This window comes from Candidatus Nitrososphaera gargensis Ga9.2 (genome assembly GCF_000303155.1).
Classification (GTDB): Archaea; Thermoproteota; Nitrososphaeria; order Nitrososphaerales; family Nitrososphaeraceae; genus Nitrososphaera; species Nitrososphaera gargensis.
Window position 1 is genome coordinate 653,077 of record NC_018719.1, and the last position, 21,074, is coordinate 674,150.

Here is a 21,074-nt window from a genome sequence, read left to right on the forward strand (position 1 = left end):
AAAGCGGAGATTCTTAGATTTGCTGATTTGAAGGCAGGCCAGACCACGCCGGTTGGATTGGGAATTGCTAAATCACTGCGGCTAGGTCAGCACCTTCATATGGTACTTGTAGTCACTCGGCCAAACAATTTTTCAAAAATGGCTTTCCCTACTGACGAACTGCTTGCTTATGACGTTGAAATTACAGATGATGTGGGTAAAACTATGACCCTAAAGGATCTGGGTCTTATAGGTGGCAAGAACTCCATCGTCTATCAACGCGAAACACTGCCAACTTTCTTTCTAAGAGGAAAGGATGCTCCGCTAAACTTTCTTCATGGTTCCTGCCGCAAGCTGCATGGAAAGGGCGAGGACTGCCTCGCCGCGGCTGACGATTTGATAGAATCTTCATTTGCAGATTTGAAAAGAAGGCCGAATGTGCTCTTTCTAACAGGCGACCAGATATATGCTGACGATGTGGCAGGCCCGCTATCGCACTACCTTACCCAGTTAGGAATCAGGCTTTTAGGATGGGAAGAAAAAATCAACGGTGTTGGGAAAAAATTGACTGAAATAAGGATTGGCGAGCGGCAAAGCCTAGTTAAAAAATATGCTGGATTTACGTCACCCAATGCTGGCAACCACCTGCTTTCCTTTGGCGAATTTGCAGCGATGTACCTGCTGGCATGGAACGCGGAGAACTGGCCTGCAAAATTCCCAGACATCTCAACAGTCTCAAAAGAGCACCAAAACAAGTACCGTGAACAAATCAGGCAGCTGGAGCACACACGTAAAGATCTTCCTGCAGTGCGCCGTGTCCTTGCCAACATTCCTACGTATATGATATTTGACGACCACGAAATAACTGACGACTGGAACATTACAAGAGAATGGCAAGAGAACGTAAAAGGCAGCAAATGCGGCAAGCAAGTCGTGGCAAATGGTCTTGCAGCTTACTGGGCGTTTCAAGGATGGGGAAATGATCCTGCCTTGTACAGCAGCGACTTTATCGGCAAGATTGTGGAATTTCTTGGAAAAAATGGCGAACCAACTGAAGCTGAAAGGGATGCCTTTGAAGATCTGTTATGGAATTTCGATAACTGGACATTCAGGGCGCCCATCACTCCACTGACAGTTGTTATGGATTGCAGGACTCAGCGCCAATATGACAGCCATGATGGGCCACCTCAACTGCTGAGCAGCAAGGGCTTTCATTCAATCTTGCAGGCTGCAAAGGAAGCCAATTACCAAAAAGGCGATCCAATTATCATAGTTTTGCCAACGCCGGTCTTTGGTTTTCTCCTTCTTGAAGCGTTACAAAAGGCTGCGGCCAAGATAACAGGTGTCTACAAGCTGGACCTGGAAACATGGTTTGCAAACGAAAGTGGACTTGTGAATTTCCTTTCGTTCCTGATGCATTCGCTTGGGCCAAGGCACTGCATATTCTTGTCAGGCGACGTTCACTATGGTTTCACGATCAGCGCCGCCTTTGCGCTATTGCAGAATGGGCATGAATACCTTCACATGAGTATAACGCAGCTCAATAGCAGTGCCTTAAAGACCACCAGTCTGGTCAAGATAGCGTTCATAAGCGAAATTATGGGCAGAATTCGCCAGCTCTTCCCTTGGAGGCAGGTGGTGCGTATAGGGTGGGTCAATGGTGGTCTCAGTAACAACCGGTTCTCATCCAAGTCTCTGAGAATAAAGGGCAAGCCGACGCGGCACCTGTACGTTCGGCCAAGGAAAAGTCCTGAGCTCTCAAAACAGCGGTCTCCAGATTGGATAGAAGCCAGAACCATTGTCAAAGCCTCTGGCTCGATAATACCTCCTCTGCTGATTTCCGACAACAACATTGGCTTGGTCAGCATAGAGGATAGCAAAGTGATCCAGAGGTTCCTAGTCCGCAAAGAAATAACAAAAGACACGAGGATTCATCAAACGGTAGTTGAAATGAATCAAGGCAGAAATGAATTGGATGAGCTGATCAGCGCGAAAATGCGTGAATTTGCAACGGAACATTCCACCGTTTCCTCACATGAGAGCGCGAACTAGACTCCGACATTTTTAGGATTACTGTGATTCGGTCTTTTCGGTGAATATCATCTGTATTTTCATCCGCATATGATAATGGTCGGGTCTTGGCTCTTCTCCAAATTGCCTATGAGTTGCATGATGCAGGGCGTGATCGCGCTTTTCGGAGGATTTGTTTCCTCTTCTGACTCTGCCCATTTTGCTAACTAACAGTGACATGCACTATGTATATAATAAAATAGCAGTTGTCAACCTTGCAAATAAGGGAAAAATTAGTTTAAAAAAGAAAAAGGGAACGGATACCGAACTAACGGTATCATCGTTTGGTTTACGACATATGCTGCACTATTTTGGTCCAAGGGGGAGTTCGTATCATTGTTCTTTTTTGTTGTTGTCGTAGTTATCTCCAACAATGTCGTCGATGGTTGTCAATTTTACTTCCGTATCTTGGTACACCAAGAATGTGAAGAACAGCGGTTGCTCCGGATTGGCTACCGGCCATGTTGTTGACTGTGGTTCTGGCTCATCTATTGTTCCCTGTCTTGGTGCTGGAATCTCTACTGGATAGTCTACTGGTGGCGGGTTGTCAAGCGATACATCTTCTGGCAGAGGTGTGAATGATTGTGCTTGCTCTGCGCTCAATTGACCAACACCCGGAAGTTCTGTGTCGTTTGGAATGTTGACTGCAAACAATAGCACCAAGTCAGGGCTTGCAGGCAGGTCTTTCATGCTTCTATAGAATGCGTCTTCGTCCATTATGTGACCGACCATTACATGCGTGAATATGTCTTCTGCAACTACCCTATCCTCAGTTAGGTCTGTGACTTTTGCGTGACCATACAGAAATGCCACTTTTAGCTGCGGAACGTCTGACCTGTCAATGTGCGAAGAGCCATGTTGTATCTGGTCTAGACCAACGTTGTTTACCATCTGTGCAAATTCTGGCTGCCTTGTCGGCATTGCAGCATCGCTACTATTCCATTTTAGGTCGGTTAGCTCAATTTTGTATTGGTGTCCTTCCATCTGCTGGTCCCCATAGGTGATAGGTGAAGTGTATGTTGCTTCGTAGCCGGTCAGTTCATTTTCATTTCCTTCTTCAAATACCCCTACGAATTTTGCATTGTCTCCTGCCGACACTCCGCATTCTAGCGAGTCAGCGCAGTCAAAGACGTTTTCAAACGGGAACAATCCGCCAGGTCCAAACACGTTGCTCAAGCCAGCTGCTGGCTGAAATACTGCATTTGTAGCTTCAGCGGTCAAAACTTTTTTTTCATCATTTGGTTGTGGGAGTGCGTCTGTATTTGCTGTGCGTTGCACTGTTCTGTCTATGTCGCCTCTATGGTTGTCATTATATTCGTCTGCCAAGACTGTCTGGCCCTGCATTGCTGAAGGGAAAACAGCGATTGACAGAACGAGCATTGAAGCCGCAATTATTGCTGCAGGCATCAATGCAAAAGTTCTTTTTCGTCCGTTATTGTCGTTCATCGCACTCAGCGTGAATATATCGTATTTATGAAAAAGCCCAAATCACACCCAAATTCATTGCAATGGCAGCAAGCTTGAAGAAGATCGCATTAGGGCGAAAACTATGATTTTAGCACAGGCCAACATCATCATAGTTATTCTATAAATAATATGTTGTTGACTATCTACGACTAATCCACAGTAATATTGAGAGTCCGGCAGTCTGTGCACTGTTAATTGCAAATAGATAAGGAGCTGCCGCATCAACAATATTCTTTATTGCAGGACCAGCGGCGTACAGATTAGACCAAAACACTACGATAACGATATTCTGCACTATGAAAAGCGATGCAACAAGTATGAGGCCATAGGTGAAGTAAGATTTGATTAACCGGGCATTTTGAATATAGGTAGCAATAATGACAGCTAAAAGCCCTATGTTTGTGATGGCCGCAGCGGCAGCGGCTAACATAAAGTCCATTTTGCCTATATTTCCCCGATGACAGCACTTCCGCGGCGATGGTGGGTTAATTTACTTTGTCCCAAATTCAACCCGCATTGCCACTGCTCCTTTTAATTTTGGCTAGAATTTCAACAAACGACTGATAGTTATTTTCCATAAGGGGCGTCAAAAAGTAAGCAGCGCCGTACGATTCTTTGTTATCTGTAATTATCAATCCATTGTCTGATAAAACTTTCAGATGGTGCAGCACAGTCTTGTAGTCCAGTTTTAATTCATTAGCTATCTGGTTTGGGTTAGCAGGCCGAGAGTTGAGAAGCTCTATAATTTTAGCCCTATTGACGCCACCTTTTGTGCTGCCAATCAAATACCATAACACCCTTTTGAATCTAGGATCTACATATCCTCCAGATGACGGCCTGCCCGATGCTAGAACGCGAAGATAGCCCAGTAGCCCTGAAAATTGAAAAAATGAGATAGAGCCAAGACATGATAGCGGCAATAAATGCACAACAGCTAAGACTCTGGATTTGCGATATAAAGTTGTCTGACTGCAGATTTGGGCAAGATTTGGGTGTCAGTTGGGAAAAAACCCTTTATTTGTTGTGCAGACCGACCAGTGATGATACCTACAAAAATCCGTGGCGAAGACGGAAGGATTCGAGGAAACGCTATCATCGGCATGGTTGTAGCGGCCATGATTGTTGCGATGGTTCCTGCTATAGTGGCCATCAACAATAATGGCAACGCAGACATGATAGCAGAGGCAGCAAATCACAAGAACAGACCATACTTCAAAGTGATAGCTAACAACGCGCTCTATGAGCCAAATGCAGGCAAGACAAACGTGTTTGGACCCGGCGGGATTTTCCCGTTCTTCAACGATACTTTCTCGTGCGGTGACGCAATCACATGTGGCGTACAAGTGGAAGGCGACAGATTCAGAGGAGTCTTCAAGGAAGGCGGAGGGGAAGAGAACAAGTTCATTGCTGAATATGTCTCACCGATCACATACGGCGACCACCAAGTAGCTGGGCACAAGTACAGAATCGAGCTGATAGACACGCTATGGAACAGCAGTGAAGTAGCTATGCCAACTAGACAGGCGCAATTCCTGGCAGAGAAAGGAAATGTAGCGTTTAACCAGATACAGCATGGCCACTCAAACATTGACAGAGCCGATGTACCGATGTTCTTCAACGATGTAGCACTCTATGGGCATGTCAATGTCTACGATGTAACAGACGGAAACAAGCTGGTAGCAGAGAACCTCTTCACTCACCTAATGGTAGGAAAAGTGGTTGACGAGGAGAAGGCATTTGAGAACCTACAGTTCACCCCTGCCACACAGACGGTGGTAGCATTATTTGTTGTGAACATCCCAAGCGGTGTTGAGTTACCCGGTGGGATAGGTCCTCTGACTCCAGAGCAGGCAATCAGCTTCACTCCCTTGGGTGACGACACATCGCTTGGCAGCACACCTCCTGTTGACTATGGACAACTTGAAGATGAAGGATTGTCTACGCAAGAGCCAATGTCACAATCCACACCCTGGCCTGTTGACAACCCCGAGCAGCCAGTGTTCTTTACATTCCTGCTGTTCACAGATGTAAAGGCAGGCTTCTCTTCGAATGGCCAGATGGCTGGATTGTCTTAATTTTGGACAATCAATCCCTCTATTTTTTTATGCACTAGAGCAATTCTTATACGTCTACGGAAGTTGTGGAGAAAATATTAATACTCTATGGGTTCAGAGTGATGTCTTACATGGACGCAAAAAAGGTATTAAGCAAATTAACAGCTGGACGCTATGAGCTTTTGTCATTTAATTCAAGATGCCCGAGATAAATGGCCTTGACCTGTATGAGAAGACAAGAGATTGCCAATCAAGCAAAAGTTTGCTAACCTGTGAATCCAAAATGTGAGAGTGCAATGCACTAACTACGGCTTTACCTCTGATATTCAGTTCCATGCAGACTGTGCTAATGCGGAGCTATTTCTGCGATAGCGCTCTTAATGAGGAGCCTTTGGGTTAATAAAATACTTGTCAATAAAAAAGAAAAGGCTGTGGGATTTTTTACACTGTCATGCTTCAGAAGCTTGATCACGTCTTGTATGGGTAGAGATATTATTATTACATCGTATCAGGTGCCCATCCTGACCCCTACGTATCTGTTTTTCCGCTTGTTGGTTGTACCAAATACGACTGCGATAAGAAGGGCGAAAGCCGGTTATTACAGCATATATATTCATAAAAACATCGCATCGGCCATAATGCGATTAGGCAAATGTCGCAGATAAAGGTGGGTAGGCATCACATCATTACCATCCCTTGGAGCTTTTGTCAAGGACGGCGGCATTAGTCAGCAATTAGATAGAATTTTTCCTAGATGGGCTCAAAGAACTTAGCCATAGTAACCCCTACGATGATGTACGCAATGTAGGTCAATATCTTGGCTGCACTAAAGAATTTCCGGAATCGTTTAGTCATCAAACCACAATACAACCGGCGCGCATAGACTATAAGCAATTCTGACGTTAGATATAGTGGCAGACTGCCATCTATTATCTATCTTTGCAATTCTTGGAGCTAATAAAGCGAGCCAAAGATAAAAGAGGTTAAACGCGCGATCCACCCACTCTGTGGATAGAATGGAGTATATATATGAGATCGATTGGATGTGTCCAGTTCAAGTCCAAATCCAGAAGTGAGTCGACTTACTGGCATTATCATCATAGATTCAGGGCAAGAACGAAGCATCCGAGAATTATCAAAGATGGCAGAACGGGTAGCGCAAAAGAATAAAAATTCTTGACCTGCAGCGCGCTTTGAAAATAATTTATGCTATCAGTGATCGACCCATTAATTTGATAAAAAGAGACCTGCTTGAGCCTTTGATCTGGGGATTTGCAGAGTGGCGCTAGGTTTCACTCCTTTACCATCGTAGTAGGTTCTTCTGCTCCTTGACTATGCTTCCTTATGTCGTCAAGTGCTCGTTTGTTAGTTCTGGTGCCGTGTTGAATGTCGCGCCATAGTCGCTAGATGTGGCTTGTCTTGATCGTCTCTTGTTGGTGCTGTGTGTATATGCGCCAGATATGAGCCGCCCATCTTTTTTCAGTATGGTATTTTTATTACTGGTTATGGAGGAAGAGTAGAAAAAAGAAAAGCTATATTCGATCTTGAATGACGATGATGATTGGAAACCTGTATTCTGAATTATGGCGGCAGCAGCAGCTTGGCAAGTGGTGCAAAAAATAATTTGCACCTGTTAATTTTTTGAATTATGGGTTACAAAGAAAGAAAGGGTAGGGCCCTCTTGCTACTTTAATGCTACTGAAAGCCCCTTCTTCAAATCATCCAGAACCATCGCTGGGTGAAACTCTACCTTTGCACCCATCAAAAAGAATGGTTCTGCAATTACAGGAATCATGTCTGCAGATGGAATATCCACGATAAAGACGCCAGTTCTGTCTCCATTTATCTCTGTAAAATATGCCGCTTCAGCTTTTGTGTTCTTCATAAAATCCTCAATGTTTTTGGTAAAATTTGGGTCTTTGACTGCTCTATTTCCTGCTTCGGTTGGAAAGATTGTGCGAACAATAAATCTCATTTCAAAGAAGGCATGCGGTGCCGATGAATATAAGATTTTATTGATATTTTTAGAAAAGAAGTAAGTAAAAACCAAGCCCTACTTGCCGGGATTAGGGAGAGAGCTAATACAGTCATTATGGCTTTCGGGCTTGGCGTGCGTACTGCGTTGTGCATGTATGGGCCCTTGTACTAAAATAACAGTTGTAACATAGTTCTGGTAACTTGGCCGGACATAAGCAGGATTTGACGAAGGAACTTTGGCCCCTTGTCACTTTAAGTTACCAGTATCCAAATAGTGTATATATATGTGTGCAATTTTTCTGCGTTAGCCAGGGTTTAACCATATATCCTTGAGCTTCGGAGGTACCTGCCCTTGCCCTCATCCTCTTCTTCCTGCTGCTCCTTGCGTACAGAGTCTATGAATTCCTTGAGCTGCCTCTTGATAATCTGACCTTCATGCCGAAGCGGTTCAACATCAATCTCCAGCGGTATAGTAGGCATCCTGCTTATGGTCTCTAAGAGTATTGCAGCCCCTTCTGGATCGGGGATCCCGCTGGTTGAAGGAATAAGGACAGCAGTGCAGGACATTCCATCTGACAGACATGCAGAAATCAAGCCGGCCGATAACCCCACCATCATGGCACCCTTTACTGAATGATCTTTTGGGGCATCGGCTGGCGAAGAGCTTGATAGAACAACCGGCTTTCTATTCTTAGCCGGCAATCCTCTTACTGGCATGCCATCCAAGATCAGCAGCTCAGAAATGTTGCTCCTTAAAGCCCATGCAACTACCATATCCATGATGCTGTGGACACCATCTGGCCTCAATGGCGCTTCGCAGACCATAACGCAAAGCGTGCTAGTGTCGTCAGCATAAATACGAAAAGGATGCCTGAGCTTGCCTCCTATGTATATTGCAGAGGGAACTACGTACTCTGAATCAACAAAAGCTATCTGGTGCAGATTCTTTTTTTCAATAATGTAGTTTGCACATATCGACCCTACAAGACCTACTCCTGGAAAACCGACAATGAGCACCGGTCCTCTCTTCTTATTGTTCGCACGATGCTCGTCTTGATCTGCTGCTGCATCTTGCTTTATTGCTTCTACTACGTTGGAACTGATGGTGACAGGCTTTATCCTACTCTTTCCATCTAGAGATTCTATTACACTGTCAGAGTGCCCTTTTCTGACGACAGAATCTTCATTGGCATTTTTCTTTTCAAGAGCGCTATTGCAAGTAATAATCATATGACGCTAGCTCACAATCTCTGTCAATTTGATCCAATGCTTGTAGTAAAATGTTTCCTTTAGGGGCACTGCTGAAAAATCAGGTGATGATGTTAATCTGTGCTCAATATCGCTTGCGAGCACCCGCAAATTCAATAACACAAACTGAAATGTCAGCAGAAAAAGCCTCGTGTCAGCAGCAGCCGGTGCAGTAGAGTCACATAACATCACATCTTACCATCACTGCTATACGAAGTTAATGATCAAGTTCATTGATTATTCCGTCATATACTCCTCTTGCCCCACAACAACCCTGCCGGCCTTGATTCTTGGTATCGATTTTGATACGGAATCCGGAGAAAATCAAGCCTAGGCCGGAATCTTTCATGCACTAGCTGTCGAGCATAGTCATTGCAGTTGCAGGTCTGGACAGGACGTGACCACTTTTTAACTTGAATTACCCTTTGACTCTATAACATTTTCATATATCATCATAATAGAAAAGTAGAAGCGGTTTGTTTATTTTGTCGTTAATGGAAGGAGAGACTGCATACAAACATCTTTATGAAAAACATCACCAAACTCATACTATCAAGGTCAAATATCATATTACTTGTCATTATTGGAGCTGTTGCGATATCACTATCGGCCCTCTCTTACCAATACTCAACTTACAATGCAAGGCAGATTGCTGCGAATGCTGACGAAGATGTCAGAAAAGACACTGAAAGACAGGCGACAGATATCAGGGGAATACTGGAAAACAAGATAAATACAGTAGTTTCAAACCTGCACATCATTGCAAACACTCCTTCCGTTGAAAGAGGAGAAGAGCTAGAATCTCGCGTTTTGTTTGATACTGCAGAAAATACAATTGGAGCACCGCTTGACTTTGTGGCCTGGCTCAATTCAGATGGCAGGCTTGTCTGGTCAAGCAACGTCAACGCGTCTACATGGGCGCAATATGGGGGAGTTGATTTGAGCATGCGACCTTACTTTATTGAGGCAAGAGACACACGGGAACCGTATTTTAGTAGCATCATAGAGTCAGTAGATGATATCCCAAGGGTGTTCATGTCAGTTCCCGTAATTGACAACGAACAGAATTTCAGAGGTATAGTGTATGCAGGATATAGGCTTGACACTGCTGCCCAATTGGTAAGGGATGAAGTGATAGAAGAGGATTCAGAGAGCAGAATACTCTTGATGTCAAAAGATGGTGTCTTGCTGTATAGCAGAAGCCCTGAATTTGTAGGGAGAAACTTGCTCGATGAAGCCGTTCTAGCTGAAATCATCCCCTCCAGAATACCTGGCGAAGAAAGGGAAAAGGTAAATGTCGTACTTCGAGATGCTTTAGCAGGCAAATCTGGCTCTATAGACATAACAATTAACGATGTCCGAAACACTGTTGCATTTGAACCTGTGATCCTCAATGGAAAGCATTTTCTCACTCTGTTTATACTGACACCCCATATTTTCGCTAAAGGTACTGCATTTTTGATAGAGCAACAAAATAATGTCAACACCATCATAATTGCAGCAATTGGAGCTATGGCGTTTGCTATGTCATTTCTGGTTCTTGGCTGGAACAAAAGGTTGCAGGCAGCTGTTGATGCTCGAACTGAGGAATTGCAAGAGGCTAATAAACGCCTTATTGAAGCCAACGAGCAACTAAAAGTCGCCAGCAAGATGCAAAAAGAATTCATCAATATCGCTGCTCATGAGCTGCGTACTCCCACCCAGGCTATCTTGGGATATATTGAACTTTTGGAGTTACAGAAGGAAGAGACAGAAGACGGCAAGAAGATGATGACGACGACGGATCTAAGAGGAATTTCTAGAAATGCAAAGAGGCTGCAGAGGCTGACTGAAGACATTCTTGATGTAACAAGAATTGAAAGCAACAGCCTACACCTCAATCTAGAGAAATTCGATTTGAGCGAAGTAATTCAAACTGCAATATATGACGCACAAAGTAGGCTGGCAAATGGTAAAATCAAGTTTATATATAATAATGAGCCTAAAGAAAAAAGAGTCGTCATCACTGTCAATGCCGATAAAGAGAGGATAATGCAGGTGCTATCAAACCTGCTTGATAATTCTATCAAGTTTACAAAGGAAGGGACCATCTCTATTTCTGCACAAAGGGCTGGCGACAGACAGGTCGCTATGGTGAGCATAAAAGATACTGGCACAGGCATACATCCGGATATCATGCCAAAACTGTTTACCAAGTTTACCACCAAATCAGAAAAGGGCACAGGTCTTGGTTTATTCCTAACAAAGAGTATTGTAGAGGCTCACGGCGGTGAAATATGGGCGGAGAACAATAGCGATGTAAAGGGAGCGACATTTACATTTACAATACCGCTAGAACAACAAAAGACAAAGGATGATGATAATAATAGTGACAACAGATGTTAGCACAGGATCTTGATTCTCAAACCTTATAAGTTAAGCATTCAATTCTACATTTTATCATATCGGAGGGTACGGGAACCAAAGAAAACCCACACTCTTTAGAGGTGGGATGAATCTGGTTCCCGTTAATGAATCTCCTCCTCTCCCCCACCCTCCCGCCAAAGTGCCTGAGACGTTAAATAATAGTAGTAATAGTGATGTGTACAAAAAAATGCTCAACTACAAGTTCCGTCTCTATCCAACAACGAAAGAGCAGGAGCTTCTGTTAGAGCAGACACTTGATTGCTGCAGGTGGGTGTACAACTACTTTCTTGACAAAAACATGTCAGAATATGACATGAACTATATTCTGACTGAATTAAAAGAGCAGCACCCTTGGCTTCACAAATACTACCACTCTAAAATGTTGCAGATGGTAGCAAAGCAGGTTGCAGCAGCTAGAAAGGTCGCTGTTGGCAGGCTTTCGTACAGAAAGGATGAAGATTTCAACGCTTTTACATACAACCAGTCTGGCTTTCGGATTGAGAAAGACAAGCTCGTGCTTTCGAAGATAGGTAGTATAAAGATTGTACTCCATCGTCAACCTGTCAATGTCAAGCAGGTCACTGTATGTCGCAGTAAGACGGGAAAGAAGTGGTACGCAGTTGTAGCCTGCGATGTACTGCGCAGGCTGTATTCAACGATAATCAAATACACAAAACCAGCAGTAGGCATTGATGTAGGTATAACAAAGTTCTGCCACGACTCTGACAACCATGCAGTGGAAAATCCGCAGTTTCTGACCAAGATGCTAAAACCATTGAGAAAAGCTCACAGAAGAGTATCAAGAAGGCAGATAGGCAGCAACAACCGAGAGAAAGCAAAGCATATGTTAGCCAGATTGTACGAACGCATCCATAATAAACGCCACGATTTCCTACACAAGAAATCGGCGTACTATGCCAGCCACTACGACCTGATATTCCTAGAGCGCTTGAAAGTATTGAACCTGACCAAGAACCACAGGCTTGCACGCAAAATCCTGGACGCAAGCTGGTCTGCTTTTAAAAATATGCTGCAGTACAAGGCTAACAGAGTGATAGAGGTAGAGCCTGCATATTCCTCGGTTGACTGCTCAAGATGTGGACACCCTGTTCCAAAGTCACTTGCAGTACGTACCCATGCATGTCAAAAATGTGGAGCAGTACTTGACAGGGACTACAACGCTTCTCTTAACATCCTCCAGCGAGGGTTAGAATCGCTGATGATGTTGCTACCGGTGGAACGCCGGGAAGTCACGCCTGTAGAGATCGCACAGCAACGGTCGCTGAAGCAGGAAGCCCACGAATTTATTCGTGGGTAGTTCACATAGTATTTCATATACATGGACGCTGGCTCAAAGCACTTCCGATCTAATGTGAGCAATTAAATGTAGAGATGATGACTTTAAAATTAATCATGTACGTGAATTTTTTCACATACATGATTAATAGCTGCCAGCAGAGACTTAATATGGAATGATCTCATTGGGCGCACCGTTCATAGGTAAGATACTACTCTAGATTTTTATAGAACATTAGTTATAGCTTTATATTACAACGGCGAATAGCAAAGAGCCAGAGGCAATAGTAAACCGTCTACTGTTTATTGTCATTCTCGTAGCGCTTGCAGCAATTTCAGGTGTTTCTATATTTCTAACTTATACTTCTCTCCAGAGCACTGAGGTTCGCCTAAGTCTCGCTGCTGCACAAGAACTGAGAAGTGAGATAAGAGAGCATACAAATGATGCAGTGGCAGATATTGGTACAGAGTTGGACACCATAAGCAAGAGGATTCAGACCGCCGCATCAAGCCCAATTTTACTCAGAGGAATAGACAGTGAAGAAGCACGTATACTGCTGGATGCGACTGCTGTAGGAATGGAGGAATATGTTCAAAGTATAACATATCTTGACTCAAATGGCGTACTCTTGTACACTACAGAAGCAGAGTTGCTTGATCAGATAGGATCGGATAGATCTGATACTATGTATTATCTGCAGGCAAAGGAAAGAAACCAGCCTATTCTTGCCGGGCCTTTCTTAACAGAGAATAATAGAATGAGCGTTTCTGTTTTGTCACCAGTATTTGCTTCTTCAGGCAGTAGCTTCAATGGAGTTCTGGCAGCAATAATTCCCATAGAATCAATAGTAGACAAAATCGGTCAGCAACTACCGCCTACGACAGGAAAAAACCAGATTTTCATAGTAGCAACCGACGGCACAATCATAGGGTATGGAGATGAGACAGCTATAGGTAGGAACATCTTTGACGAATTTAGGGTGCGAAATGAAATAGCAGGCAGGAACTTGCAGCTTATGATTGAAGGAAGGTCAGGGGTCTTTGAATATGATGCGCTTGACGGTCAGAGGAGAGTAGCAGTATATTCGCCTGTGACATTTTCAGGCGCTCATACATGGTCTGTTCTCATCACTGCGCCGGCTTCCCAGAGTGAGACATTTGCTTCAGTCATCAACGATCAACGGATCTTTACTATAGTGGCTGTAATACTGATAGGGATAACATCTGCGATACTTATGATATTTATTCTTATGATTAACAAGAGGCTACAAATGATCATCCAAAAACAGAACGTACAGATAAAGAATCAGTTAAATGAACTGCAGGATGCGTATGAAAAGCTCACCGAGCAGGACAAGATAAAAGATGAGTTTATCAATGTAGCAGCTCATGAGCTGCGCACACCTGTTCTGCCAATAATTCTAAGTGCAGAAGGATTGTCTGAGGACATTGGGACTGACAACAGCAAGATAGAGATCATTCTCAGAAATGCCAAGCGAATAAACAAGCTGACAAACGACATACTTGACGTCAGCAGGATCAAGAGCAACACTTTCAGGCTTCAGAAGGAGAGAACCAATGTCAAAAAGCTCATTGAAGAAGCGATTCAGGACATATCCTTCTCTAAAACGGCTGAAAACAAGAACCCCAACTTGAAGATAGCATTTGAATCGCAGCTTCCTGAAAGTAAACTAGAGATCGTCGCAGATAGATCGAGACTCCATCAAGTGCTTGCCAACCTGCTGGACAACGCAGTTAACTTTACAGATGAGGGCACGATCACTGTTAGCCTGCAGCAGAACAAAGATGACCCGAGTTTTGTCGAGATAAGGGTGGCAGACACCGGAAAGGGCATAGACCCTTCGGTAAGACCAAGGCTTTTTGAAAAATTTGTGACAAAATCTACTGCCAAGGGCACCGGTCTTGGTCTGTACCTGTGCAAGGCCATAGTTGAAGCACATGGAGGTAAGATATGGGCCGAGGACAATAGTGTAGGCAGGGGCAGCGTTTTTGTTTTTACCCTTCCAACAAACATCTGATTTGCCGTCTTTGCTATAAATGCTCTTTTTTTCCTAAGGCAAAATCTACTAGGCATATGTTACGATTTTTGCTGTGAATAAGTCACACATATCTGTCAAAAAACTCTGCTATATATATGTGTATATATACATTCATGTATTGCTAGCAGACCGACCACCGGACTTTATCGTGATTTCTTGGTTGGCTCTGGTGGCTTGTCATTCTTTTCCTTTATCGTCTTGTTTCCTTCGCAGTTGACAACTGTATTCCTACCTTCCTTGTCATAGCAATTGTCCGTACCAGCACCGCCGTCTGTATTGTCATTGCCGTTGCTGTCACTTATCTGATCGTTTCCGCTGCCCCCAGCTAGGGTGTCGTCGCCATTCTTGCCATAGATAGTATCATTACCATCCCCTCCGTTGATAACATCGTCTCCGTTGCCGCCGCTTATTAGGTCGTTGCCCGATCCGCCTTCAATCATGTCGTCTCCGTTGCCGCCCCATAACTTGTCATTACCGTCGCCTCCAATGATGCAATCGTCTCCGTTGCCGCCTACAATAATATCGTTGCCTCCAAAGCCGCGGATAAGGTCGTCACCATTTGTGCCAAACAGCTTGTCATTTCCGCTTGTACCATCTATTACATTGTCAAATGAGTCAATCGGCACACCACAGAATTCCTCTACAGGAGGCAGCGGATTTTTTACAGTGATTATAACTGTCGCAGTGGCCGTTCCTCCATTGCCGTCTGATATCGTATAGGTAAATGAATCAGTGCCGACAAATGTGCCTGTTGGAGTGTAGGTTATAGTGTTGTCACTGTTGACAACTGCGACTCCGTTTGCGGGGGTTGTCACTGATTCTACACTCAAGCTATCCTCTGGGTCGTCTATATCTCCATCGTTATCCAGTACGTCGATAGTTACTGCTATGCCTTGGCTTGTAGTGGCAACATCATCTAAAGCCTCGGGATTATCGTTGACTGGATTCACAGTGATCGATACCGTCGCACTATCTGTTAGATCGCTATCGCTAACCTCGAATGTGAAACTGTCCGGGCCAAAATAGTTTGCTGCAGGGATGTACTGTAGGTTGGGCGCCGAGCCTGTCAAAGTTCCATGGGACGGCTGGGAGGTTATGAGGTAACTCAAGTCGTCCTGCTCAGCATCGGTGGCGCTTAAGCTGATGCTTGTCATCATGTCCTCGTTGGTTACCACATTTTGGTCGTTTGCCACCGGCGGATCATTAATAGGATTGATGTTTATCCAAACAGTGGCTTCTGCTGTGCTTCCACTAACGTCAGATACAACATATCTGAACGAGTCTGATCCGTAGAAATTGGCATTTGGTGTATAGGTTATCGTCTTGTAGCCGGCAATAATCGTTACACCATTCTCTGAATCGGACACAGATATCACTGCCGTATCATCATTCATATCAATATCACCATCGTTGGCAATAACATCAATAGTTATCGTCTCATCTTCATTTATCATAACAGCATCATCAACAGCAGTCGGAGGATCATCAATCGCAATAACTAATATCATTACTGTAGCGGGGTTGCTATTCACTGTTCCGTTGCTGGCCGTGAACGTAAAGCTATCAGTGCCAAAAAAGTTTGAATTGGGAGTATATACAAAGTGTGGAGCACCGCCGGCTAGACTACCGTTGGATGGAAGGTCCACTATAGCGAATGTCAATATATCATCTTCATTGTGGCTTGAGCCTGTAAGAGTGATATGTACCTGCGTATCTTCATTGATCACTATGGTTTGACTATTTGCAACAATTGGCTGACCGCAGAGATCAATTGGCTGGTTTCCATTTATAGGTCCATTTATTATCCCAGTGCAAAAGTTGTCGATCATGCCTGGATTATTGAAAATTTCCGCGTTATTGATAGTGCCATGATTATTGATTGTTCCGCCATTATCAAAATTACCCGAGTTATCAACGACTCCATGGTTATTGATCATATACGAATTGTTGATGGTGCCTCCAAAAAGGTTGATTATGGTACTGAAATTGTCTAGAGTATCATCGTTGTTAATTACACCACCAAACAGGTTGTTGATAGTACCATCATTTCTGATAGTTTCAAGGTTGTTGATGCTACCAGTGTTCTCAATAATGCCATTGTCGTTATCAATTGTTCCCTCGTTGTTGATAGTATCATGATTGTTGATAGTACCCTCATTATCGATCTTATCGGCATTACTCAATATGCCATGATTGTCGATAATACCTCCATTATTGCTTATCATACCGTTGTTCTGAAGGGTTATACCGCTGCTGATATCAAGGATGTCGCCAAATTCAAGCGTAAATCCTTCGACAAAGCATGTAGTGGAAACTTCGTCCCAGTTCCCAGATAACGGTTCCAATTTGCACGACTCCTGATCGGTCAGCAAGTACTCATCGGCAAATGCCTGCTGCAAAGACAGGATGGCAGGAATGAACGACAGCAGAACCACTAAGACTATGACAGCTGGCTCTATTTGACTCCGCACCTGCCGATCGTTCATTTAAACGTAGATTTAAACATATAGAGATACTATAGAAGATTGTTTCCTAAATATGCCAATAGTCTAACACCCGCCCCAGTTTTCTTATTTTATGATGGTGATAATAATGTGGAGCATAACTCTACAAGATTGATAGTTGTAGATGCAAGAGTCAGCGGTAGTATTCAGATCCTCTTAACTCTCAATTACTTCATTTATAGACTGCAAAAGCTCTGTCCTGCTGAAAGGCTTGTGCAGGAGGTGCACCTTTGGACTTGAAATCTTTTCAGCAATATCTTTTTGTGAATACTCAAAAGCGGTGATAAATAACACATTAGTGTTTGAGGATATGGCCTGAATCTCCTTGAATGTCTGGAAGCCATCCATTTCAGGCATCCTAACGTCCAGAATGACGACTCCAAACTCTATCTTGTCCTCCCGCGCCTTTTCCAGCGTACGTATGCAATCCCTTCCGCTAGCGCAGAGGGTCACTTGAAATCCTCTTTTTTCTAGGAGTTCTTTAATCACTACTCTAATGTCTGGTTCATCATCAACTACAATGGCTCGTTTGATCTTTGTTGGGAATGTTTTTGATATCAGGTCAAGTAGTTCCGGCATCTTTGCGGCATCAATCAAACCAATGACGATAAGTGAAAGATCGTTGTCAAGTGGCTGCACTACCATGTCCATCGCATTATATCGGGCATGAATGCTCGAGCTGCCTGTCTTGTTCTTACTTGCATTGAAGGCTCCCTTTCCGATGTTGACCCTCATTGCAGTCCTAGCAATATCTTCGGGCGACATCTTGCCAATCGAGCTAGAAGGACTCGGCCTTGAAGCCTTGGCTACGATATTTGCAAATTTGTCGATCACCATGGCAAGATCTATTAACTCGTGTGCCTGCACGATTGACTTACAGGCCTGTTCGTAGTCGCTCGGCATTTCAGCAGGATTAGTACAGAAAAATCATACTAATAAATGATTGTTAGCATAAATTATGAAAAAAGATTACAGCTTGTAGTACTAGGTCACTGAGCTACGCTTTCTTGTTCTGTCACCGGCGTCCGCCCCTCAACCACTACCATTATTATTTGATACAGGTTCTTCGCTACCCTCATCGCTACTACTATTACTGCTGCTACCACTACCTTCTACGTTGCTCTCTTCAGAAGAAGAGGAAGAACTTGCTGTCTGCTCCTCTTTAGAGGCTTCTTCTTCACTGCTGTTCCCTTCTTCCGTTCCAGTGCCATTTGAGCCGGTACTAGGTACTGTTTCCGCAGAGGTCTGGTTTGCCGAGTCATTATCTGCTGTTTGTTCAGAGCTCGTATCTGCATCTGTACTGTTCGAGCTGTTATTATTATCCAAGCCATTCTGTTCAGGTTCTGACTCTTGAGGTTCATCTATGCCCGATTCAGTAGGAGGCTGTTGTTGCTGCTCGGCGGGTGGCAGGATTTGTTGTTGTTTTATTGGTGTGGCAGCAGAACCTGTTTCAAAATCATAAGTTACATGGTTGTTCGTGTAATCTGTATCTTTGGTTGTGGTCGATATGTCTACAGTCCAAGTGTTTGCCTTGCCATATTCTTTTGCAGTAGCGTGAATTGTAATAAGAGATTCCTGGCCTGCCTCTAGCGTGCCAAGAGTGCACTCTATGATGCCCCGGCTCTTGTCTTCACACAGGCCATCACCACCACTATCAATAGAGTTGATTTGGAAAAGCTGCATGAGGTAGAACGTTGTAAGCTTGATACCGGCTGCCCTATCGGGACCATTGTTGCCAGCTGTGATGTAGACGATTGATTGTCCGTCGCCTTCTGCTGCACTTTCGACCCTTATCCTTGCATATGCGTCGCTGGCTAATGCCACTGGCTCATCTGTTTGGGCACTAGATAGCCCATCATCCCTTTCGGCTCTGAGCTCGTCTATCTGGGCCTGCAAATTCTTGTCCTTGATCTGGAGGTCAAAAATCGCATCCCATAGAGCACCAAAAGGGTTATTGTCTGAATTGTCACCAAGCGCTGAGGGAATCTGTGAAATGATGCCACCCGCAAGCACGGCTAGCATTATAGCGACGGGTGTCTTCCTAAAGCGCATACCAATGATGTTTAACTATGGTGTATTATTTAAATCTACGTTTAAATCTAAGTTATACGCTTTCCGCTGAACCTGCACCGCGAGGCGCCCATCGATCTACATTCTACCTCTGTAAACATCCAATTGCCGCCAAATGATGTTGATGAAGCCTCGACCAGCGCGCCTACCATAAAATCGTCTACTGGTGCGGTCTCGGACTCTACTTCTGACCAAATCGAGTCATGCCAGATAACCTCTACCGACCTTTCATTCATTGTGGTTATCTCAAACCTTCCCCATCCCCTAAGTTTGAGAAGTGACAGGAAAGAGCTGATAAAGTTGCTTCCGGTCCTCTTGGCGATACTCTGCACGAGATCTTTGGTCTCTCTGGTGAAGCTCTTGCCCCATTCATAAAAGAATGCATGGACCTCTGACCCGAGCACCGACTTTGTGTATTTGTAAAGGTTGAGAAGTATTATGGTGTGCATCACCAAGACCTGTTTATTGTCTGGATCAAACAGCCTGCCGTCATTCTCTACAAGCGAGAGCGCGTAATCCTTGAAACTGACATTCTCTGATCCAAGCTTGTCTGCCAGAAGGTTGGTCCTGTCAGCGCTTGAAACAAGCTTCCAGAGCTTGGCCACTCCAACTTTGCGGCTGGTTATTATGCCATCAACATTCATCATAGAAAGGTACTTTGACATGGCACCTTGAGTGACGCCAACTATTTCCGCAATTTTGGCACCTGTCATGCCCTCAGCATGATTCTCAAGGGCTTCTATGACTTGTCGCTTTATTTGGTCATAGTCTTGCCAATGTCGCGGTTTTTCGTTATTATCCGCCTTCTGCAATAATCTCGTGTAAATGTAGATTTAAATACCTATTAAGGATTTGGGTGTGTTGCATTGTTGCACAACTGACTGGCCTGTCAAGGAGATTTGACCAAGCTGCATTTAGCTTGATCTTTTGAGATCGCCTCCCATGCATGGTCAACTGGCGCTCTTACAACGAATCCCTGGTCAGGCGTGTGGAGAAGTTATGCCTGACTTTGATGTCATAGATGGCTGGCGTGACGAATTAGAAAAGATGAACGAAGGCAAGGAAGGTGTGCATCATTCAGGTACCCTGACTCTTTTTTGTACAGCTGCTGGGGAGCTACATGCGGGCCTATTTCCACCTGCCGTACAGACACAGGCTACTGTAGGTGTGGTAAAGGCGCATGCAAAAAAAGAAGGTGTGTGCCTTCTATCGCCAACTACAGCACCACACTCTATGTGACCGGCGTATCATCAACAAGCTGGACATCAAGATAAACGAAAGAGTTGGCAACGACATCGTAATCGCACTTGTACAGGTATCAAGGTAGCCAACCGTGCCGAAAGAATGGATGCGGCACAAGTGGCACGTCAGGCGTGGCTACCTGAAGAAGATACACATGGCAGTGGACATCAGGAAAAAGAAGGTCGTCTCGCTTGTAGTTACAAGTGAGGACGTACACGACAGCAGCAGGGTGCTCAAAAAGCTGGTCGACCATGCATCTGAAAACAACGATAATGTCAGCTGTGCACTTGCAGACGGCGTGCGTACACGACAGCAAGGAGAATTTCAAGTACCTTGATGATATGGGTATCGAACCTGCAATCAAGGTGAAGAAGAACTCGTCCGGCAAGTCTATCGGCTGCTATCTAAGGAAAGTGGCAGTACTGCAGCAGCTGTCTGATTTTGGCAGATGGAAGGCTAGCGTCACAGCTATGGGCATAGGTGGATTGCAGGATCTGTGTGTTCTCTGTTCTGCCATGAAGAGGATGATGTTTGGAGAGTATGTCATGGCAAGGAATTACCAGAACATGGCAAAGGAGATGTTTCTGAAAGCGTCGCTGTACAACATGTTTGTAGGGATGAAATTGTAGCCAACAGTCGACTAGACATGCATGGATTGGTCAGTTATGCAACAGAGCAGGGTGCGTTAGACCCTGGGACAG

Annotated in this window: 17 protein-coding genes; 8 read left to right on the plus strand and 9 right to left on the minus strand. The window is 44.4% G+C overall.

The annotated features are described in order from the left end of the window. Positions 1 to 27: 27 nt before the first annotated feature. The gene (locus NGAR_RS03915; RefSeq protein ID WP_187147646.1) at positions 28 to 2,031 is read left to right on the plus strand and encodes a metallophosphoesterase family protein; all 2,004 of its coding nucleotides are present in this window, start codon (positions 28 to 30) and stop codon (positions 2,029 to 2,031) included. Positions 2,032 to 2,382: 351 nt separating this feature from the next. Here NGAR_RS03915 and NGAR_RS03920 read toward each other — a convergent pair whose 3' ends face one another. The 3 genes from NGAR_RS03920 to NGAR_RS03930 form a co-directional block, all read right to left on the minus strand. Then, entirely contained in the window at positions 2,383 to 3,495 is a 1,113-nt protein-coding gene (locus NGAR_RS03920) for a hypothetical protein (RefSeq protein ID WP_015018345.1), read from the minus strand. 160 nt (positions 3,496 to 3,655) lie between these two features. Next, the gene (locus NGAR_RS03925) at positions 3,656 to 3,946 is read right to left on the minus strand and encodes a hypothetical protein (protein WP_228369285.1); all 291 of its coding nucleotides are present in this window, start codon (positions 3,944 to 3,946) and stop codon (positions 3,656 to 3,658) included. 76 nt (positions 3,947 to 4,022) lie between these two features. Beyond that, complete coding sequence (locus NGAR_RS03930; RefSeq protein ID WP_228369286.1) at positions 4,023 to 4,301, minus strand: ArsR/SmtB family transcription factor; 279 nt, start codon at positions 4,299 to 4,301, stop codon at positions 4,023 to 4,025. Positions 4,302 to 4,553: 252 nt separating this feature from the next. On the opposite strand from NGAR_RS03930, the gene NGAR_RS03935 reads away from it, so the two are divergent. Continuing rightward, positions 4,554 to 5,591 carry a hypothetical protein gene (locus tag NGAR_RS03935; RefSeq protein ID WP_148680943.1) on the plus strand — a complete coding sequence of 346 codons (1,038 nt, stop codon included), beginning with the start codon at positions 4,554 to 4,556 and terminating at the stop codon, positions 5,589 to 5,591. A 1,663-nt stretch (positions 5,592 to 7,254) separates the two neighbouring features. Here the strand turns inward: NGAR_RS03935 and NGAR_RS03940 are convergent. Both NGAR_RS03940 and NGAR_RS03945 read right to left on the minus strand, forming a co-directional pair. After that, positions 7,255 to 7,620 (minus strand): hypothetical protein, encoded by a 366-nt coding sequence (locus NGAR_RS03940; protein ID WP_148680944.1) that lies wholly within the window; start codon positions 7,618 to 7,620, stop codon positions 7,255 to 7,257. Positions 7,621 to 7,862: 242 nt separating this feature from the next. Beyond that, positions 7,863 to 8,777, minus strand: coding sequence for a proteasome assembly chaperone family protein (locus tag NGAR_RS03945; protein WP_015018353.1), 915 nt, complete (start codon positions 8,775 to 8,777; stop codon positions 7,863 to 7,865). A gap of 543 nt (positions 8,778 to 9,320) precedes the next feature. Between NGAR_RS03945 and NGAR_RS03950 the strand changes: the two genes are divergently transcribed. The 3 genes from NGAR_RS03950 to NGAR_RS03960 all read left to right on the plus strand — a co-directional run bounded on the left by NGAR_RS03950 (position 9,321) and on the right by NGAR_RS03960 (position 14,536). Then, positions 9,321 to 11,180 (plus strand): sensor histidine kinase, encoded by a 1,860-nt coding sequence (locus NGAR_RS03950; protein ID WP_015018355.1) that lies wholly within the window; start codon positions 9,321 to 9,323, stop codon positions 11,178 to 11,180. 208 nt (positions 11,181 to 11,388) lie between these two features. After that, a complete protein-coding gene (locus NGAR_RS03955) occupies positions 11,389 to 12,519 on the plus strand; it encodes an RNA-guided endonuclease InsQ/TnpB family protein (protein WP_148681725.1) in 1,131 nt (376 codons plus the stop codon). A gap of 403 nt (positions 12,520 to 12,922) precedes the next feature. Next, a complete protein-coding gene (locus NGAR_RS03960) occupies positions 12,923 to 14,536 on the plus strand; it encodes a sensor histidine kinase (RefSeq protein ID WP_407637197.1) in 1,614 nt (537 codons plus the stop codon). A 164-nt stretch (positions 14,537 to 14,700) separates the two neighbouring features. On the opposite strand, the gene NGAR_RS03965 is transcribed toward NGAR_RS03960, so the two are convergent. From NGAR_RS03965 to NGAR_RS03980, 4 genes are all read right to left on the minus strand, one after another. Next, positions 14,701 to 17,028 (minus strand): Ig-like domain-containing protein, encoded by a 2,328-nt coding sequence (locus NGAR_RS03965; RefSeq protein WP_187147647.1) that lies wholly within the window; start codon positions 17,026 to 17,028, stop codon positions 14,701 to 14,703. 189 nt (positions 17,029 to 17,217) lie between these two features. Beyond that, complete coding sequence (locus NGAR_RS03970; RefSeq protein WP_015018359.1) at positions 17,218 to 17,964, minus strand: response regulator; 747 nt, start codon at positions 17,962 to 17,964, stop codon at positions 17,218 to 17,220. A 129-nt stretch (positions 17,965 to 18,093) separates the two neighbouring features. Further along, entirely contained in the window at positions 18,094 to 19,113 is a 1,020-nt protein-coding gene (locus NGAR_RS03975; protein WP_015018360.1) for a DUF11 domain-containing protein, read from the minus strand. A 47-nt stretch (positions 19,114 to 19,160) separates the two neighbouring features. Then, the gene (locus NGAR_RS03980; RefSeq protein WP_148680947.1) at positions 19,161 to 19,844 is read right to left on the minus strand and encodes a V4R domain-containing protein; all 684 of its coding nucleotides are present in this window, start codon (positions 19,842 to 19,844) and stop codon (positions 19,161 to 19,163) included. A 467-nt stretch (positions 19,845 to 20,311) separates the two neighbouring features. Here NGAR_RS03980 and NGAR_RS17180 point away from each other — a divergent pair, with 467 nt between their 5' ends. From NGAR_RS17180 to NGAR_RS03990, 3 genes are read left to right on the plus strand one after another with little or no spacing between them, the layout of a single operon-like run. Continuing rightward, positions 20,312 to 20,458: a hypothetical protein gene (locus NGAR_RS17180; RefSeq protein WP_187147648.1), complete on the plus strand. Its 147-nt coding sequence runs from the start codon at positions 20,312 to 20,314 to the stop codon at positions 20,456 to 20,458. 6 nt (positions 20,459 to 20,464) lie between these two features. Then, positions 20,465 to 20,710, plus strand: a complete 246-nt coding sequence (locus tag NGAR_RS03985) for a transposase (protein ID WP_148680948.1) — start codon at positions 20,465 to 20,467, stop codon at positions 20,708 to 20,710. After that, on the plus strand, positions 20,661 to 21,002 hold the full coding sequence (locus NGAR_RS03990) for a hypothetical protein (RefSeq protein ID WP_148680949.1): 342 nt from the start codon (positions 20,661 to 20,663) through the stop codon (positions 21,000 to 21,002). Before NGAR_RS03985 ends, NGAR_RS03990 begins: the two co-directional genes overlap by 50 nt. The last annotated feature ends 72 nt before the right edge of the window (positions 21,003 to 21,074 follow it).

Excerpts from the sequence above, each read along its gene's own strand:
- NGAR_RS03955 (WP_148681725.1), top strand. The coding sequence starts at position 11,389 with ATGCTCAACTACAAGTTCCGTCTCTATCCAACAACGAAAGAGCAGGAG.
- NGAR_RS03975 (WP_015018360.1), bottom strand. The coding sequence starts at position 19,113 with ATGCGCTTTAGGAAGACACCCGTCGCTATAATGCTAGCCGTGCTTGCG.
- NGAR_RS03970 (WP_015018359.1), bottom strand. The coding sequence starts at position 17,964 with ATGCCGAGCGACTACGAACAGGCCTGTAAGTCAATCGTGCAGGCACAC.
- NGAR_RS03945 (WP_015018353.1), bottom strand. The coding sequence starts at position 8,777 with ATGATTATTACTTGCAATAGCGCTCTTGAAAAGAAAAATGCCAATGAA.
- NGAR_RS03925 (WP_228369285.1), bottom strand. The coding sequence starts at position 3,946 with ATGTTAGCCGCTGCCGCTGCGGCCATCACAAACATAGGGCTTTTAGCT.
- NGAR_RS03980 (WP_148680947.1), bottom strand. The coding sequence starts at position 19,844 with ATGACAGGTGCCAAAATTGCGGAAATAGTTGGCGTCACTCAAGGTGCC.
- NGAR_RS17180 (WP_187147648.1), top strand. The coding sequence starts at position 20,312 with ATGCAAAAAAAGAAGGTGTGTGCCTTCTATCGCCAACTACAGCACCAC.
- NGAR_RS03920 (WP_015018345.1), bottom strand. The coding sequence starts at position 3,495 with ATGAACGACAATAACGGACGAAAAAGAACTTTTGCATTGATGCCTGCA.
- NGAR_RS03950 (WP_015018355.1), top strand. The coding sequence starts at position 9,321 with ATGAAAAACATCACCAAACTCATACTATCAAGGTCAAATATCATATTA.